At 70.5% G+C, this 15,591-nt stretch carries 14 protein-coding genes and 1 tRNA gene; 8 read left to right on the top strand and 7 right to left on the bottom strand.

Annotated features, from left to right (window positions below; genetic code table 11):
* Positions 1-55: 55 nt before the first annotated feature.
* Together BFN33_RS33320 and BFN33_RS33315 are read right to left on the bottom strand one after the other, a co-directional pair.
* A complete protein-coding gene (locus BFN33_RS33320) occupies positions 56-1,597 on the bottom strand; it encodes an MFS transporter (protein ID WP_069763907.1) in 1,542 nt (513 codons plus the stop codon).
* A gap of 131 nt (positions 1,598-1,728) precedes the next feature.
* Positions 1,729-2,373: a TetR/AcrR family transcriptional regulator gene (locus BFN33_RS33315; protein ID WP_069763906.1), complete on the bottom strand. Its 645-nt coding sequence runs from the start codon at positions 2,371-2,373 to the stop codon at positions 1,729-1,731.
* Positions 2,374-2,626: 253 nt separating this feature from the next.
* On the opposite strand from BFN33_RS33315, the gene BFN33_RS33310 reads away from it, so the two are divergent.
* Both BFN33_RS33310 and BFN33_RS33305 read left to right on the top strand, forming a co-directional pair.
* The gene (locus tag BFN33_RS33310) at positions 2,627-3,904 is read left to right on the top strand and encodes a M6 family metalloprotease domain-containing protein (protein ID WP_069763905.1); all 1,278 of its coding nucleotides are present in this window, start codon (positions 2,627-2,629) and stop codon (positions 3,902-3,904) included.
* A 96-nt stretch (positions 3,905-4,000) separates the two neighbouring features.
* The gene (locus BFN33_RS33305; RefSeq protein ID WP_069763904.1) at positions 4,001-5,626 is read left to right on the top strand and encodes an IclR family transcriptional regulator C-terminal domain-containing protein; all 1,626 of its coding nucleotides are present in this window, start codon (positions 4,001-4,003) and stop codon (positions 5,624-5,626) included.
* A gap of 699 nt (positions 5,627-6,325) precedes the next feature.
* Here BFN33_RS33305 and BFN33_RS33290 read toward each other — a convergent pair.
* Positions 6,326-7,039 carry an SDR family NAD(P)-dependent oxidoreductase gene (locus BFN33_RS33290; RefSeq protein ID WP_069763901.1) on the bottom strand — a complete coding sequence of 238 codons (714 nt, stop codon included), beginning with the start codon at positions 7,037-7,039 and terminating at the stop codon, positions 6,326-6,328.
* A gap of 140 nt (positions 7,040-7,179) precedes the next feature.
* Here BFN33_RS33290 and BFN33_RS33285 point away from each other — a divergent pair.
* Positions 7,180-7,252, top strand: a tRNA-Arg gene (locus BFN33_RS33285).
* Positions 7,253-7,316: 64 nt separating this feature from the next.
* Here the strand turns inward: BFN33_RS33285 and BFN33_RS33280 are convergent.
* The 4 genes from BFN33_RS33280 to BFN33_RS33265 all read right to left on the bottom strand — a co-directional run bounded on the left by BFN33_RS33280 (position 7,317) and on the right by BFN33_RS33265 (position 11,151).
* Positions 7,317-7,676, bottom strand: coding sequence for a hypothetical protein (locus BFN33_RS33280; RefSeq protein WP_059206563.1), 360 nt, complete (start codon positions 7,674-7,676; stop codon positions 7,317-7,319).
* Positions 7,677-7,816: 140 nt separating this feature from the next.
* On the bottom strand, positions 7,817-9,970 hold the full coding sequence (gene helR, locus BFN33_RS33275) for an RNA polymerase recycling motor ATPase HelR (protein ID WP_069763900.1): 2,154 nt from the start codon (positions 9,968-9,970) through the stop codon (positions 7,817-7,819).
* Positions 9,971-10,086: 116 nt separating this feature from the next.
* Positions 10,087-10,314 (bottom strand): hypothetical protein, encoded by a 228-nt coding sequence (locus BFN33_RS33270; RefSeq protein ID WP_069763899.1) that lies wholly within the window; start codon positions 10,312-10,314, stop codon positions 10,087-10,089.
* 186 nt (positions 10,315-10,500) lie between these two features.
* On the bottom strand, positions 10,501-11,151 hold the full coding sequence (locus BFN33_RS33265) for an FMN-dependent NADH-azoreductase (RefSeq protein ID WP_069763898.1): 651 nt from the start codon (positions 11,149-11,151) through the stop codon (positions 10,501-10,503).
* Between the two features lie 105 nt (positions 11,152-11,256).
* Between BFN33_RS33265 and BFN33_RS33260 the strand changes: the two genes are divergently transcribed.
* From BFN33_RS33260 to BFN33_RS33240, 5 genes are all read left to right on the top strand, one after another.
* Positions 11,257-11,625 carry a helix-turn-helix domain-containing protein gene (locus tag BFN33_RS33260; RefSeq protein WP_069763897.1) on the top strand — a complete coding sequence of 123 codons (369 nt, stop codon included), beginning with the start codon at positions 11,257-11,259 and terminating at the stop codon, positions 11,623-11,625.
* Positions 11,626-11,806: 181 nt separating this feature from the next.
* Positions 11,807-12,475, top strand: a complete 669-nt coding sequence (locus BFN33_RS33255) for a glycoside hydrolase family 11 protein (protein WP_069763896.1) — start codon at positions 11,807-11,809, stop codon at positions 12,473-12,475.
* Between the two features lie 26 nt (positions 12,476-12,501).
* A complete protein-coding gene (locus tag BFN33_RS33250; RefSeq protein ID WP_256122924.1) occupies positions 12,502-13,152 on the top strand; it encodes a polysaccharide deacetylase family protein in 651 nt (216 codons plus the stop codon).
* 255 nt (positions 13,153-13,407) lie between these two features.
* Positions 13,408-14,325 (top strand): N-acetylmuramoyl-L-alanine amidase, encoded by a 918-nt coding sequence (locus BFN33_RS33245; protein ID WP_069763894.1) that lies wholly within the window; start codon positions 13,408-13,410, stop codon positions 14,323-14,325.
* Between the two features lie 118 nt (positions 14,326-14,443).
* Positions 14,444-15,589 carry a DUF2235 domain-containing protein gene (locus BFN33_RS33240; protein ID WP_256122923.1) on the top strand — a complete coding sequence of 382 codons (1,146 nt, stop codon included), beginning with the start codon at positions 14,444-14,446 and terminating at the stop codon, positions 15,587-15,589.
* Positions 15,590-15,591: the final 2 nt, after the last annotated feature.

Genomic DNA, 15,591 nt, shown 5'->3' with positions numbered 1-15,591 from the left:
GTCCCCTTCCCCGTACGTACGTGGTTCTCGAAGGGGTACGACCGACCGGTCGCCGTCAGTGGGCGACGACCGGAATCGCCAGCTCCTCCTCGGCGCCCTCGCCGGACTCGGCCACCGCGGCCGTGTCCGTGCGGCCGGCGTTTACGAGGGTCACGACGATCACCGCGGCGAGCACCAGCATGCCGACGGCGAACCAGATCGCGTTGGTGTAGCCGTGCACCTGGCCCTCCAGCGTGACCAGCTGCTGCTGCGACCTGGAGGTCGCGGAGCCGATGTGGTCGGCGATGTAGGAGGTCGTGGCCGACGCGGCGATCGTGTTCAGCAGGGCCGTACCGATCGCACCGCCCACCTGCTGCGAGGTGTTGACCATCGCGGAGGCGACACCGGCGTCCCGGGGCTCGACGCCCAGGGTGGCCAGGGACATGGCGGGCATGAACGCCGTACCCATGCCGAGGCCGAGCAGCAGCATCGCCGGCAGGATCGTCGAGGCGTACGACGAACCGATCTCCAGCTGGGTCATGAGGAGCATGCCGACCGCGGCGACCAGGAAGCCGGGGCCCATCAGCAGCCGCGCCGGGACGCGGGTCATCAGGCGGGCACCGATCTGGGTCGAGCCGACCATCATGCCGACGATCATCGGCATGAAGGCGAAGCCGGTCTTGATCGGCGTGAAGCCCTTCACGATCTGGAGGTAGTAGGTGAGGAACAGGAAGGTGCCGAACATCGCGATGATCGCGATACCGAGCGAGAGGTAGATCCCGCCGCGGTTGCGGTCGGTGATGACGCGCAGCGGCAGCAGCGGGGCCTTGGTACGGGCCTCGGTGACGACGAACGCGATCAGCAGGACCGCGGAGGCGACGAACATGCCCACGGTCATCGAGTCGCCCCAGCCGTTGGACTCGGCGCGGGTGAAGCCGTAGACCAGCGCGACCAGGCCCAGGGTGGACAGCAGGACGCCGGGGATGTCGAGCGGGTTGCGGTTGCGGCCGCCCTCGGGCTCACGGATGACGAAGTACGCGCCGAGCGCGGCCACGATCGCGAACGGGATGTTCACGAAGAAGGTCCAGCGCCAGTTCATGTACTCGGTCAGCACACCGCCGAGGATGAAGCCCACGGCGCCGCCACCACCGGCGATCGCACCGTAGATGCCGAAGGCCTTGGCGCGCTCCTTGGCGTCCGTGAACATCACGGCGAGCAGGGAGAGCGCGGCGGGCGCGAGCAGCGCGCCGAAGACACCCTGCAGGGCACGGGCACCGAACATCATGGCGCCGCTGGTGGCCGCGCCGCCCAGCGCGGAGGCCAGCGCGAAGCCGATCAGGCCGACCACGAAGGCGTTCTTGCGGCCCCACAGGTCGGCTATGCGGCCGCCGAAGAGCAGCAGACCACCGAAGGCGAGGGCGTAGGCCGTGACGACCCACTGACGGTTGCCGTCGGAGATGCCCAGGTCGGTCTGGGCGGACGGCAGGGCGATGTTCACGATCGTCGCGTCGAGGACGACCATCAGCTGGGCGAGCGCGATGAAGACCAGCGCTTTCCAGCGGTTGGCGTCACCGGACGTGGCCGGTGCGCCGGTAGCCTTTGCGGCTGTTTCAGACATGGGGGTACCCACTCCGGTACTTCGGGACGGAAAAAAGATGTCTTGAGGGGACGGTCCGTCTTCGCTGACGGCCGGTCGGAAGTCGTTGTTGCTGACTGTTCTCGCGCTCTGAACTAATCGGTGTCGTCGGATCAGGCCTGGCGGAGGTCCTCCATGGTCAGCGCCGCGCCCGGCAGGTCGGACCGGGCCGGGGCCCGCAGTCCGTCCAGGAACAGCTGAAGGGTGCGGTGCACGAACCCGTCGAGGGTGAGACAGCCGGTGCCGGCCGGGGGCCGGGACAGCTGGGCCACGGCGACCATCAGGTCACCGACGCTCACGTCGCCGCGCAGCTGACCGGCCGCCCTGGCCCGGCCCATGAGCTGCCCGACGAGCTGCTCGATGCGTACGCGTGCGGCCACCAGGTCGGGGTGGAACTGGTCGAAGGTGCCCTGGACCATCGGGCACAGTGCGGTGATCCGCTCGTCGGCGGCGGTGTGCACGAAGCGCTCCAGCGCGCCGAAGGCGTCCCCTGTCGCCGCGAGCGCGAGCTCAGCCGCCTCCGCCGTCCGGTCCAGGACGGAGCAGACGACCTCACGGACGAGCGCGTCGCGGTCGGGGAAGTTGCGGTACACCGTGGCGTTGCCCACGCCGGCCCGGCGGGCGATCTCGTCGAGCGGCACGTCGGGGCCGAACTCGGTGAACATCTCGCTGGCGGCGGTGACGATCCGCTCGCGGTTGCGCAGGGCGTCGGCGCGGGGCCGGGGCGCCTTGCGCTGCGCGGTCGTCGTGGCAGTCACGGTGCGCTCCCCTCGGGGTCTGGTTTCGCGATCCGGGGATTCGGTCCCCGTTTCGCTCGGACACACGTCTAAACGGGGAGACGCTCCCCGGTTATTTCAGGTTGAGGAGAAATCATGTTGTGACCTGAGTCACATTCCCGGTGGTACCCACGTTCGGTCTCGTCCAGCGCGCGTCGGCCCCTCCCCCGGCACAGGGTGATCGAAAGGGTGCAGCCCTCCGACCAGCGGCTGCCGCGCTCCGAAGGGTGCCCGCATGCCGTGGACCAGCCGTCGCATACGTCCGCGCCGGGTCGCCGCCCTCGTGTCCGTGACCGCGCTGACCCTCGCGGTGAGCACCTCGGCCGGCACCGAGCGCCTCGCTCCGGGTGCCACGACCGCCGGTCCGATCGCCGTGGCCCGCTCCGACACCCAGGGCGCCTGTCTGATCAGCGGCGGACCGGCGGTCCAGATGTCCGAGGGCCTGCCCACGCCCGGCGGCTACTCCCGCTCCACCGGCACCGTCCACGCCCTCACCCTGATGATCGACTTCTCCGACGCACCCGGCTCCGGGCCCGCGCTCGACCGGTTCCGCGAGTTCTTCCCGCAGACCCAGGACTGGTTCCGCACCAGTTCCTATGGCCGTCTCGACTACCGCCCCGAGGCCCCGATCACCGACTGGCTGCGCATGCCGAAGTCCTTCCGGGCCTACGGCATAGAACGCGGCGCCCCCTTCGACCCGGGCTACCGCCGGCTGGTCCAGGACATCGTGGCCGCCGCCGATCCCAAGGTGGACTTCCGGTCCTACGATTTCCTGAACGTGCTGGTGACCCCGAACGCCGGTCCCTCCGCCCTCGACACGGTCCTGTCGGTGAGCTTCGCCGGCAACCCCGACGCCCCAGTCGCCGACGGTGTCCCGGTCGCCAACGCCTCCTTCGTCTACTCCCGCCAGGACGACGGCTCCGGCTCCTACGCGCAGACCGGGTACCGGGTCCTGCCCCACGAGAACGGCCATGTCTTCGGCCTGCCCGACCTCTACACCGAGGCGGGCGGGGGCGCGGTCGGCCACTGGGACATCATGAGCGAGGACTGGGGCGCCAACAACGACCTCCTGGGCTGGCACAAGTGGAAGCTGGGCTGGCTGGACGCGGCACAGGTCAACTGCGTGACAGGGCAGGGGACTTCGCAGTACACCCTGACCCCGCTGGCCCGGCCGGGACCCGGCACCAAACTCCTCTTCGTCCCCCTCGGCAGCCGCACCGGCTACGCGGTCGAACTCCGCACCCGCGAGGGCAACGACGAGACGGTGTGCCGGCCGGGGGTCCTCGTCTACAGGGTCGACGCGGACGTGGACACCGGGCGGGGCCCGGTGCGGGTGTACGACTCGCGGCGCAACAGCGGGGGGTGCACGCGGAGCCCCAACGTCCACGCGGAGCTCTCGGACGCGTCGTTCGCGGTAGGCGAGGAGTTCCGGGATCCGGGCCAGGGTATCCGGGTGCGGGTGGTGGGGACGGACGGGAACGGCGACTACCGGGTGCAGGTCACCAGGGAGTAGTCGCGGGGCGAACCGCCGAGTCGGGTGACCGTGGGCGTGCCGCGCCCGCCGTTCGGATTACCGTAGGCGTCCCGCGACCGCCGTACCGGAGAACCGATGCCCGCTGCCACGCCCACATCCCCGCCGGTACCGGAGTCCGCCGTGCCGGCCGAGGCGGTCGCACCGCTGATCCGGGGGGTCGGGGTGCTGCGGGAGCTGACCGAGGCGGGCGGGACGCTGAGCCCGAGCGGTCTGGAGCGGGCGACGGGCCTGGCGCGTTCCACGGTCGACCGCATCACGGCCACGCTGGCCCGGCTGGGATACGTCCGCCTGGACGGCCGGGACGCGGTGATCACGCCCCGGCTCATGGAACTCGGCAACTCCTATCTCGCCGCCCTGCGTCTGCCCGCTCTGCTGTCCGGGCGGGCCGATGCCCTCGCCGACGAGCTGGACGAGTCGGTGTCGCTCGCGGTCGCCGACCGCGACGGCATCCGCTTCATCCACCAGGCCACCCGCCGCCGCGCGATGTCCCTGAGCTTCCGCATCGGCGACCTGCTCCCGGCCGAACGCACCGCCCCCGGGCCCCTGTTCGCGTCCGAGTGGACCGACGCCGACTGGCGGGCCTGGCGCGAGCGCCGGGCGGCGGACCCGCAGGACCGGGGCTTTCCCGCCGTACCGCCCCGGGAACCTACGGCCGCGCAAGGGGAGTTCGAGGCGAAGGCGGCACAGGCGGGAAGGGACGGCTGGGCGCTGGACGACCAGTTGATCGAGCCGGGTCTGGTGGCGGTCTCCGTTCCCGTACGGGACCCGCGCACGGGACGGATCGCCTGCGTGGCGAACGTCGTGAGCCACACCAGCCGCCACACCGCGACGGACCTGCGCGAGACCCTGCTGCCGCGGCTGCGGGCGACGGTGGCGGAGATGGAACGCGAACTGGCGTCCACCCCGGATCCGGACCCGGGCCCGCCCCCCTCGGGATCGGCCTCCTGGATCGGCGCGGCCAAGAACGAACTGGGCCGGGAGTTCATCGAGTCCCTCGCCCGCGGCCTGACGGTCCTGACGGCGTTCGGCGAGGGCAGGGCCGCGCTCACGCTGACGGACGTGGCACGGGCGACCGGCCTGGCCAGGGCGACGGCCCGCCGGGCCCTGATCACCTACGAACACCTGGGCCTGGTCCGCCAGCAGCCGGAGTCCCGCACCTTCGGCCTCACCCCCCGCGTCCTGTCCCTGGGCTTCCCGCCCCTCTCCCGTACGACCCTCCCGCGCATCGCGGCCCCGCACCTGGCCGATCTCTCGGCACGGGTGCGGGAGTCGACGGCACTGGCGGTCCTGGTGCCGCCGGGATCGGGCGAGGGGGCGGAGATCCAGTACACGGCGAGGGCCGTCTCCCCCCGGATCATGGGCGTGGACATCAGGACCGGCACCCGCCTGCCGGCCTCGGCGACCTCCCTGGGCCGGGTCCTGCTGGCGGACAAGGAGCGCTCCGCCGACCTCGACCGGGTCCGCACCCAGGGCTACGCCCTGCTGGACGAGAACTGGGAGGACGGCCTCCGTACCATCGCCGTCCCCGTCCGCGACCGTACGGGCCGGGTGGTCGCCGCGGTGAACGTGGCCCTGCACGCGGCGGGCCGCACGGCCGAGGAATGCGTGGCGGAGATCCTCCCGGAACTGCGTCTCACCGCGACCCGCGTGGAGACCGAACTCCACGCGGCGAGCCACTTCACGCGGGTACCGCTCCTCTGACGCTCCCGAGGTCGGCCGCTCTTGCCCGAGGGCGGTGCGGAGGTGCCCTGACCGGCGCGGAGCATGGCCTTGTAGAGGGGTTCGTGCCCGGGCGTCCGGGGCGGCGTCGCCGGTGGCGTTGACGACGCCGGCGTTGGCCATGTGGATCAGTACCAGGTCCGAGGCGTCGAAGTCCGCGCGCAGGCGGCCGGTGGCCTTGGTGCGCTCGATGAGGCGCAGCATGCCCTCGTACGCCCGGTTGCGGCGCTCCTCCAGGACCTTGGCGGTGGGGAAGGTCATGGTCAGGACGTCGGCGAAGCCGTTGTCGGCGGCCTGCATCGCACAGGCGGTCTCGATGTAACCGACGAAGCCGTTCCAGGGGTCGGGGTCCTCCAGGGCGACGGTGACCACGTCGGCGTAGGCACCCATGCGGTCGGAGAAGACGGCGTCGACCAGCTCCTCCTTCGTGGGGAACCGACGGAACATGGTCGCGATCCCCACGCCCGCCTCGCGGGCCACGGAGGCCATGGAGGCGTTCAGACCGTCACGCGCGAACACCGTGCGGGCGGCGGCGATGATCCGCTCCCGGTTTCGCTCCGCGTCACTGCGCAGCGGCTGAGCGGCGGGGCCTTCGGGGTGCGGGGCGCCAGGGGTCATACCGGCCACCCTGACAATCGGATCGACCTATCCATTTTGGGCCGGACGCCGCTGCCGACCGCGTCAGTCGAGCGGAACGCCCGTGTGGCTCTCCAGAAACCGGATGAGGCGGTCCTGGAACTCTTCGTCCAGCGCCGCCGGGTGCGGTGTCTGCGTCTGCCGGTGGTACCAGTAGCCGCCGGTGCTCGGGGTCACGTCGTCGTGGGTGGCGAGCCACACCTGGGTCCGGTGCCCTTCGGTCAGATCGTCCGGGGCGCCGGCGCCGCCCATCCGCGTGGGCACCCACCCGGGATCGACCGCGTGGCTCGTGGTGCCGTCCCACCGGGACGCGCACGCGAGCGCGAGGGTGGTCACCCACAGCTTGCTGTCGCTGTAGGACGCGGAACCGGCGGCCAGCCGTCGCAGATCGGTGGAGCCGGTGCGGTGCATGGAGCTGCTGAGGTGGACGAGCCTGGCCGGCTTGGCCATCAGGGCCGTCAGCACATAGGGCGCGACCGTGTTGACCGTGCCCGCGTCACGGGCGTCCATCGTGCCGGCGTTGTGGATGACGGTTTCGAAGCGGCCGAACGCGCCCGCCTGCCGGGCGACTTCGTGGATCTCGTCGAGATCGGCGAGGTCCCCCGTGACGACGCCCTTCCACCGGCCGGTGTCCTCCGCGTCGGCGAGCCGCGCCGGGTTCCGGACGTGGACGACCACGTCGTGCCCGTCGTCGGCCAACGCGTCCGCCGTGTCCCGCCCGAGCCCACCGGCCGCGCCGGTCACCAGGATCAGTGCCATGTCAGTCCTCTCCGGTGGCCCCCTACTGAAGGACCCTCGCCGACGCGTATCCGCTACGCTATGACTGGTCAGCCGTCGGTACGTCGCGTTGTCTGCTCAGGTGACCCTGTGGACAGCATCGCACCACGTCCGACCAGCCCGCCTTCGTAGCTCAGGGGATAGAGCACGGCTCTCCTAAAGCCGGTGTCGCAGGTTCGAATCCTGCCGGGGGCACACCGCACAACCAGGCGCTCACGTGGAACGGCCCCGGACTCCCCGTCCGGGGCCGTTGCGCGTGTCAGTGGTCGGAGTAGCTGAAGTCGCCCACGGTCCAGGCGCTGACGTCCTCGATCGCGACGCGGTACATCCCGCCCGTCTCCGGGATCCCCACCGTGCCCTGGAGGATCCGGGCGACGTGGAAGTGCAGATGCGTGGGCGGACCGTCCTTCTTCACGGGGGTGGCGAAGACAGCGGAGAACTCACCCAGGTCGGAGGAGTCCGTCAGCACCTCCGACACCCGCTGCCTCCACATGGCTTCGGGAGCCAGTCGCCCGGTGATGACGGCACCACCGGTGACCACGGTCAGGGACATGTGACTGCTCCGCCCGGACTCCACAAGGGCGGCGATGTCAACGATCAGCTCGTCAGGGTTCGGCATGGGACCGGATTCTATGCACCGTCCCCGGCGGCACGGCCGGGCGAGGTCGGCCGCGCGGGTGTCGTAGGCCTTGATCAGGGTGCGGCACGGGGGTGGGTCGGCACCTCCCGATGTCCGCCGTCCGCCCGCGGGCACGGCGGTCAGAGACCGGTGAGTACGACGAGTCGCTGCGTCGCCCGGGTCATCGCCACATAGCGGTCCACCGCCCCCTCGATGCCCTCGCCGAAGTTCTGGGGGTCGACGAGGACCACCAGGTCGAATTCGAGGCCCTTGGAGAGTTCCGGCGGAAGGGAACGGACCCGGGGCGTCGCCAGGAAGGCGGGGTCGCCGATGACGCAGGCGATGCCGTCGGGGTGGGCGGCGAGCCAGGTCTCCAGGGTCGTGGTCAGGTCGGCGGTCGAGCCGTGGGTGACGGGGACGCCGGTGCTGCGGATGGAGGTCGGGACGTTGGCGTCGGGAAGGACGGCGCGGATGACCGGCTCGGCCTCCTTCATGATCTCTTCCGGGGTGCGGTAGTTGATGCTCAGGGACGACAGGGTGACGCGGTCCAGGCCGATCCGTTCGAGCCGTTCCTGCCACGACTCGGTGAAGCCGTGCCTCGCCTGGGCGCGGTCCCCGACGATGGTGAAGCTCCGGGACGGGCAGCGCAGCAGCAGCATCTGCCACTCCGCGTCGGTCAGTTCCTGCGCCTCGTCCACGACGACGTGTGCGAAGGGGCCGGCGAGCAGGTCCGGGTCGGCGGTGTGCAGGGCGTTCTCGTCCACCAGGGCGTGGTGGAAGTCCTCGCCGCGGAGCATCGTCACCAGGCCCATGCCGTACTCGTCGTCGGCGACCGCGCTGAGGTTGTCCACGACCGTGGCCATGTGCTCGCGCTGGGCGGCGAGGGTGGCTTCGTTGCGGCGCTTGCGGAGCGAGGTCCGCGGGTCGCCGAGCCGCTGCCGGGCCGCGTCCAGGAGCGGCAGGTCGGACACCGTCCAGGCCTGGCCGTCCGCGCGCTGGAGTCTGCGTACGTCGTCGCGGTCGAGCCAGGGGGCGCACATCCGCAGATAGGCGGGGACCGTCCACAGGTCCGATACCAGGTCGGCCGCCTCCAGCAGCGGCCACGCGCGGTTGAAGGCCGTGAGCAGCTCCCTGTTCTGGCGCAGGGACTTGCGGAGCAGGTTCTCCGGGGCGTCGCCCTCGTGCCGGTCCACCAGGATCGTGAGCAGTTCGTTCCAGACCTGGTCGCGGGCGTCGTTGTGCGGGGCGCCTTCCGCCGCGTCGAACGCCTCGGCCCAGTCGGTCGCGGTCAGCCGGATGTCGGACCAGTGGGTCGTGACGATCATGCCCTCGGTCGGCGGCTCCTCGTAGAACCTGACGGCCTTCTCGATCGCCTTCACCAGGTCCGCGGAGGACTTCAGCCGGGCCACCTCCGGGTCGGCCTCGATTCCCGCCGTGGCTCCCTCGGCCACGAGATCCCGCAGGACGCAGGTCTGTACGCCCTCCTCGCCGAGGCTGGGCAGCACGTCGGAGACGTAGGCCAGATAGGGCCGGTGCGGGCCGACGAACAGCACACCGCCGCGGCGGTGGCCGAGGCGCGGGTCGGCGTGCAGGAGGTAGGCGGAGCGGTGCAGGGCGACCACGGTCTTGCCGGTGCCGGGACCGCCGTCGACGACGAGCGCGCCGCGGGATCCCGCGCGGATGATGGCGTCCTGGTCGGCCTGGATGGTGCCGAGGACGTCCCGCATCCGTTCCGAGCGGTCGCTGCCCAGGCTGGCGATGAAGGCGGACTGGTCGTCGAGCGAGGCGTGGTGCCCGGCGAACCCGTCCGGGGCGAACACCTCGTCCCAGTAGTCGCTGATCCGGCCGCCCGTCCAGCGGTACCGGCGGCGGCTGGCCAGCCCCATCGGATTGGCGTGGGTGGCCCCGAAGAACGGTTCGGCCGCGGGGGACCGCCAGTCGACGAGCAGCCTGCGGCCCGTGCTGTCGGTGAGGCCGAGCCGTCCGACGTACACCGGCTCGGGGTCATCGGCGGCGACCATGTGCCCGAGGCACAGGTCCAGGCCGAAGCGGCGCAGGGTGCGCAGCCGGGCGCTGAGCCGGTGGATCTCGGTGTCCCGGTCCATCGCCTCCTGGCCGATGCCGCCGGGCGCCCTGCGGGTGGCGTCGAGCGTGGCGGACAGGTCGGCGATCGTCTGCTCCAGGCACTCCGCGATGGCCGCGAAGTGCCGCTCGTCGGCGGCGGTCAGCGTCGGGTCGGCCTTGGCGGCGAGGCGCTCGGGAAGGGCGAACACGCTGGTGGGCAGGGAATTCAAGTCAGCAGCTCCGATGTGAGGTCATGTTCTACGACCACGAGGGCCGGCCACGCGCGAGCACGCCCGGCCGGCCATGTCCAGCAGCGACTCCGCCGCCGCCTTCGCGAGCGCTGCCGTCAGCGCTCGTACGTCGGCGTGGGACCGCCGTGCGCCCCGCCGATGCCCGGTTCGGCCGGTCCAGGATCTGGGGTACGACCACCTGGGGCACTCCGGCCGGAGCGGCCGTGGTGGACGACGGCGACGACCCGGCGGAAGAGTACCTGGTGGCCGGCCTCGCCGACGGCGAAGCAGTCGTCCGCCCCTTCGAACAGGGCCAGGCCGGCCGAGGAGATAACTGCGCGCATTCGACCCACTCCCGATTCTCCGGCGCCCTCCGGCTCAGGCGGGTAAGTCTGCGCCCGCACCGGGGCCTTGCCGCAAGCCCCCCGGTGCGCTATACGTTGACAGTGGCAAGGAGTGGGGTGACCTCCTTGCCTTTGCTGTTTCTCCTGCCTTGTCGTTCTCTACGCCGTCCCATGTCTCCTTGCGGCTCAGGCCGCGAAACGTTCGGCGAGCGTCTTCGCCCTGGCCTCCGCGTCCTGGAGAGCCTGCGCGCGGGAGGCCTCGAAGAGGGGGATGAACTCCGCGAGCGCCGGGTTGTGCGGGGCCAGCGTCATCTCGGGGACGATGAAGTCGACGTCGAGGGCGAGAGCGCCTCCCAGGAGAGCCGTCAGGTAGGTCTGGACGAACTCGTAGGACTCGCGCGGGGTGCCTGGGCCGTAGGAGCCTCCCCGGCTGGCGACGACGGTGACCGGAGTGCCCTTGGCGGAGGGGTCCTCGCCGCCGGTGCGGCCGAAGAGGGTCACGTTGTCCAGCCATGCCTTGAGGGTCGACGGGATCGTGAAGTTGTACATCGGGGCGCCGATGACGATCGCGTCCGCACCCTCCAGTTCCTCGATGAGCTCCAGGCGGGCGGCGAAGGCCACGGCCTGCTCGGGGGTGTGCGTGGCCGGGTCGGCGAAGCCCGCTGCATGGGCGTCGGCGGTGATGTGCGGGACCGGGTCGACGGCCAGGTCGCGGTAGATCACCGTGCCGGTCGGGTGCTGCTCCTGCCAGGTCTTGCTGAAGGCCTCGGTCACGGCGCGGGAGGCGGATGCCTCACCGGGGAGGACGGACGAGTCGATGTGCAGCAGGGTGACCATGAGCTTCTCCATCGCGATAATGAGCTGAGGATATGTACCTAGCTATATCTAGCACAGGTACTTACTTTTTTTCAGCAGCATACGACAGAGGGGTACCCTGCACCCATGACGGCCGAGCAGATCCACGACCAGGAACCGTGCAAGCGGGTCGACGACGGCATCACCCGCGTCTTCCAGCTGCTCGGCAAGCGCTGGAACGGTCCGATCCTCGCCGTGCTGATGGGGCGGCCGACCTACTTCTCCGAGCTGCGGCGGGCCATCCCCGGTCTCAGCGAGCGCATGCTCGCCGACCGGCTCGTCGAGCTGGGCGCGGCCGGGCTCGTGCTCCGCGAGGTCGACGAGGGCCCCCCACTGCGGGTCTCCTACCGGCTGACCGCGGCGGGAGCCGCGCTGGAGCCCGCGCTCAGGGAGCTCGCCGACTGGGCGAAGGATCATCTGCGGGACGCGCCTCCCTGCGCGACCAAGGGTCACTAGCCTCGAATACGCTCCGGAAAGCCTTCGAAACATTCGAAGATCTGTTGACCTCTCCGATCTTCGCCCTCCGCGATCTTCCGAAAGATTTCGCCGATTTCCTCAGGTGAGAGGGATCTCGAAGCATTCGAAACATCTGCCGAAACTGTTGACGCTTGACAGGGGCAGACCAAAACTGTGGGGCATGACTGACACACCCGCACACCCCACGCGCCGCAGTGTCTGCGGCCTCCTGCTGGCCACCGGGGCCACCCTGGCCCTGCCCGGCACCGCCGAGGCGGCCACGGTCATCACCACGAATCAGACCGGAACCAACAACGGCTACTACTACTCGTTCTGGACGGACGCCCAGGGCACGGTCTCCATGACCCTGAACTCCGGCGGGAACTACAGCACTTCCTGGCGCAACACCGGCAACTTCGTGGCCGGCAAGGGCTGGAGCAACGGCTCCCGCAGGACCGTGAGCTACTCGGGCAGCTTCAACCCGTCCGGCAACGCCTACCTGGCCCTCTACGGCTGGACCTCGAACCCGCTCGTCGAGTACTACGTCGTCGACAACTGGGGCACCTACCGGCCCACGGGAACGTACAAGGGCACGGTCACCAGCGACGGCGGGACGTACGACATCTACCAGACCACCCGCTACAACGCCCCGTCCGTGGAAGGCACCAAGACCTTCAACCAGTACTGGAGCGTCCGGCAGTCGAGGCGGACCGGCGGCACCATCACCACCGGCAACCACTTCGACGCGTGGGCCCGGGCCGGCATGCCGATGGGCAGCTTCAAGTACTACATGATCCTCGCGACCGAGGGTTACCAGAGCAGCGGCAGCTCGAACATCACGGTGTCCTGATGAGGGCCCGGTCGCACCTCCCGTTAGTGGCCGCCGCCGCTCTGGCCGCCGCCGGCACCCTCGCGGCTCCCGCCGCCGCTGCCCCCGCACAGGCCGCCGCCTGCGCCGGATACGTCGGACTCACCTTCGACGACGGCCCGGGCAGCGGGACCACCACCCTGCTCAACTCCCTCCAGCAGTACGGCCTCAGGGCCACCATGTTCAACGAGGGCCAGTACGCCGCCGCCAACCCGGCGCTCGTCAGGGCCCAGGTCAGCGCCGGGATGTGGGTCGGCAACCACAGCTACACGCACCCGCATCTGACCCAGCAGAGCCAGGCCACGATCGACTCCGAGATCTCCCGCACCCAGCAGGCCGTCGCGAACGCGGGCGGCGGCACGCCCAGGCTGTTCAGACCGCCGTACGGCGAGACCAACGCGACGGTGAAGGCCGTGGAGGCGAAGTACGGGCTGACCGAGGTCCTCTGGCAGGTCGACTCGCAGGACTGGAACAACGCCAGTACCGACGCGATCGTCGCGGCGGTCGGGCGGCTCACCAACGGGCAGGTCATCCTGATGCACGACTGGCCCGCCAACACCCGCGCGGCGATCCCGCGCATCGCGCAGACACTGGCCGCCAAGGGGCTGTGCTCCGGCATGATCTCGCCCCAGACCGGCCGCGCGGTGGCGCCGGGCTGACCCACGGCCACGGCGACCCCGCCTCGGCGCGGCGGTCGTAGCCCTTCGGGCCGCCGCGCCGAACACGGTCCGAATCCCTGGGGACGAGGACCGGGCCCCGTTCGGCTGTGAATGCCGCGATTCCCCCCGCGTGGCGCGATGTTGCCGCAATCATGGGCAGCGGCACGTCCCCCTGAGTGCCAACGGAACGTCAACAGACGAGACACGAACGCCACTTGACGTCTTCTCGTCGCGCCCCCGGAGGGAACCGCAGCCATGGCCACACCCCTGTCCGCCGCGAAGATGCTCGCCGCGCTGAAGGCCGAGGGCCTCACCGTGCACGAACACGCCGGCTGGAAGACCCACAACCGCGACGCGGCGTCCGGGAAGTCCTTCGGTCCCGTCATCGGGGTGCTGATCCACCACACCGGCGGACACAACGACAAGGAGCTCTGCTACAAGGGCAGATCCGACCTGCCGGGACCGCTGTGCCACGCCTGGCTCGGCAAGACTGCCGGGCTGTGGATGATCGGCAACGGCCGTACCAACCACGCCGGTTACGCCGACATCGATGTCCTGAACGCGCTCCGCGAGGAGAAGCCGCTCCCCCACGACGACGCGGCCACTGCCGACGGCAACGACTGTCTGTACGGCCTGGAGATCGAGAACCTCGGCAAGAGCGGGGACCCATACCCGAACGCGCAGTACCGGCAGGCCGTGCTGTGGGCGGCCGCGATCTGCCGCGCGCACGGCTGGAGCGAGAAGTCCGTCGCCGGGCACAAGGAGTGCCAGCCGGGGAAGATCGACCCCAGTTTCGACATGGACGACTTCCGGGCCGCCGTGAAGAAGCAACTGGCGGTGGAGCCCGGCAAGACGGAGCCGACGAAGCCGGCGGGCAAGCCCCGCGTGGACCTGTCCCGGCTGGTCAAGGCCGCCAAGACCGATCCCGGGGCCAAGCAGGGCCACGTCAGCTACATGGCCGGCACCAACCTCACCGAGGCCGCCCTCGTCGGACTCGGCTATCTCTCCCGGAGCTACGCGGGCGACGGCTCCTTCGGCACCACCACCGTCGCCGCCTACGCCAAGTGGCAGCGTCACCTCGGCTACAGCGGCGCCGACGCCAACGGCATCCCGGGCAAGGTCTCGTTGTCGAGGCTGGGCGAGAAGTCTGGGTTGTTCACGGTCGTGGCCTGACCACCGGGCCGCCGCCGACCCGCCACCGGGCTCCGAGTTGCGGGTCGGCACCGTCCCTGCGGTACTGGCTGTATCCACCGAGCAGTCGCGGGGTCCTCTCTACAGGGAGAGGAGACACATGATGGCCAAGCGTCTGGTGATCTGCTGCGACGGGACCTGGAATCTCGCCGACCAGCCGAGCAAGACCAATGTCGCCAAGGTGGCCCTGGCCGTACGGCGACGCTCCGCTGTCGGAACGGAACAGCGGGTGTACTACCACAGCGGGGTCGGCACGAACCGGCGGGAGCGCTTGCGGGGCGGGGCGTTCGGGGTGGGGCTCTCACGCAACGTGCTCGACGCCTACCGCTTCCTGATCCACACCTACGAACCCGGGGACACGCTGTACCTGTTCGGGTTCAGCCGGGGGGCGTTCACCGCGCGCAGTCTGGCGGGGCTGGTGCACAACTGCGGCATCCTGCGCCCGGAACAGGCCTACCGGATCGACGAGGCGTGGGCGCTGTACCGCAGCCGCGCCGACAAACCGACCAGCGTGGCCGCCACGCTGTTCCGCAGGGCGTACGCGTACGAGACGGAGATCCGTTTCGTCGGCGTCTGGGACACGGTCGGCTCCCTGGGCATCCCGGTGCCGGCGCCCTCGTTCCTCCAGCCGCTCGTCGACCGCTTCAACCACCGCTGGGCCTTCCACGACACCACCCTCAGCAAGTCGGTGAACGGCGCCTTCCAGGCCCTGGCCGTCGACGAGGAGCGCTCGGCGTTCCCGCCGACGCTGTGGCGGCAGGACGAAGACGCCACCGAAGGCCAGGAGTTGAGACAGGTCTGGTTCTCCGGGGTGCACACCGCCGTCGGGGGCGGCGAGAAGGACTCGGGCCTGTCCGACATCACCCTCCTGTGGATGGTCCGGCAGGCCGCCCGGTACGGCCTGGAGTTCGACCCCCGGGCCCTCAGCGAGCAGGGGCCGGACACCATGGACCCGGACGAGTGCATCGACTTCGCCGTCCAGCCGAACCCGATGGGCCCCTGGGACCCCTCCCGCAAGGGCTTCTACCGGCTCTTCAAGCCGCTGCACCGCCCCATCGGACAGGAGAAGGACGAGCACGGACACCTCGTCGGCCACGAGTACCTGGCCGACTCGGTCCTGCTGCGCCGCAAGGGCGACGCCGACTACCGCCCACCGGCGCTCGAGAGCTACCTGAAGGAGGTCGGGGAGCAGTACGTCGAGGCGGTCCCCCTCAGCGCCGCCGAAGGCGTGGTCGCCACTCCGTAGAG

Origin of the sequence: Streptomyces sp. LUP47B (genome assembly GCF_001746295.1) — a bacterium.
Lineage (GTDB): Bacteria > Actinomycetota > Actinomycetes > Streptomycetales > Streptomycetaceae > Streptomyces.
The sequence above is the reverse complement of the archived record's forward strand: the minus strand, read 5'-3'. Positions and strand labels throughout refer to the sequence as shown.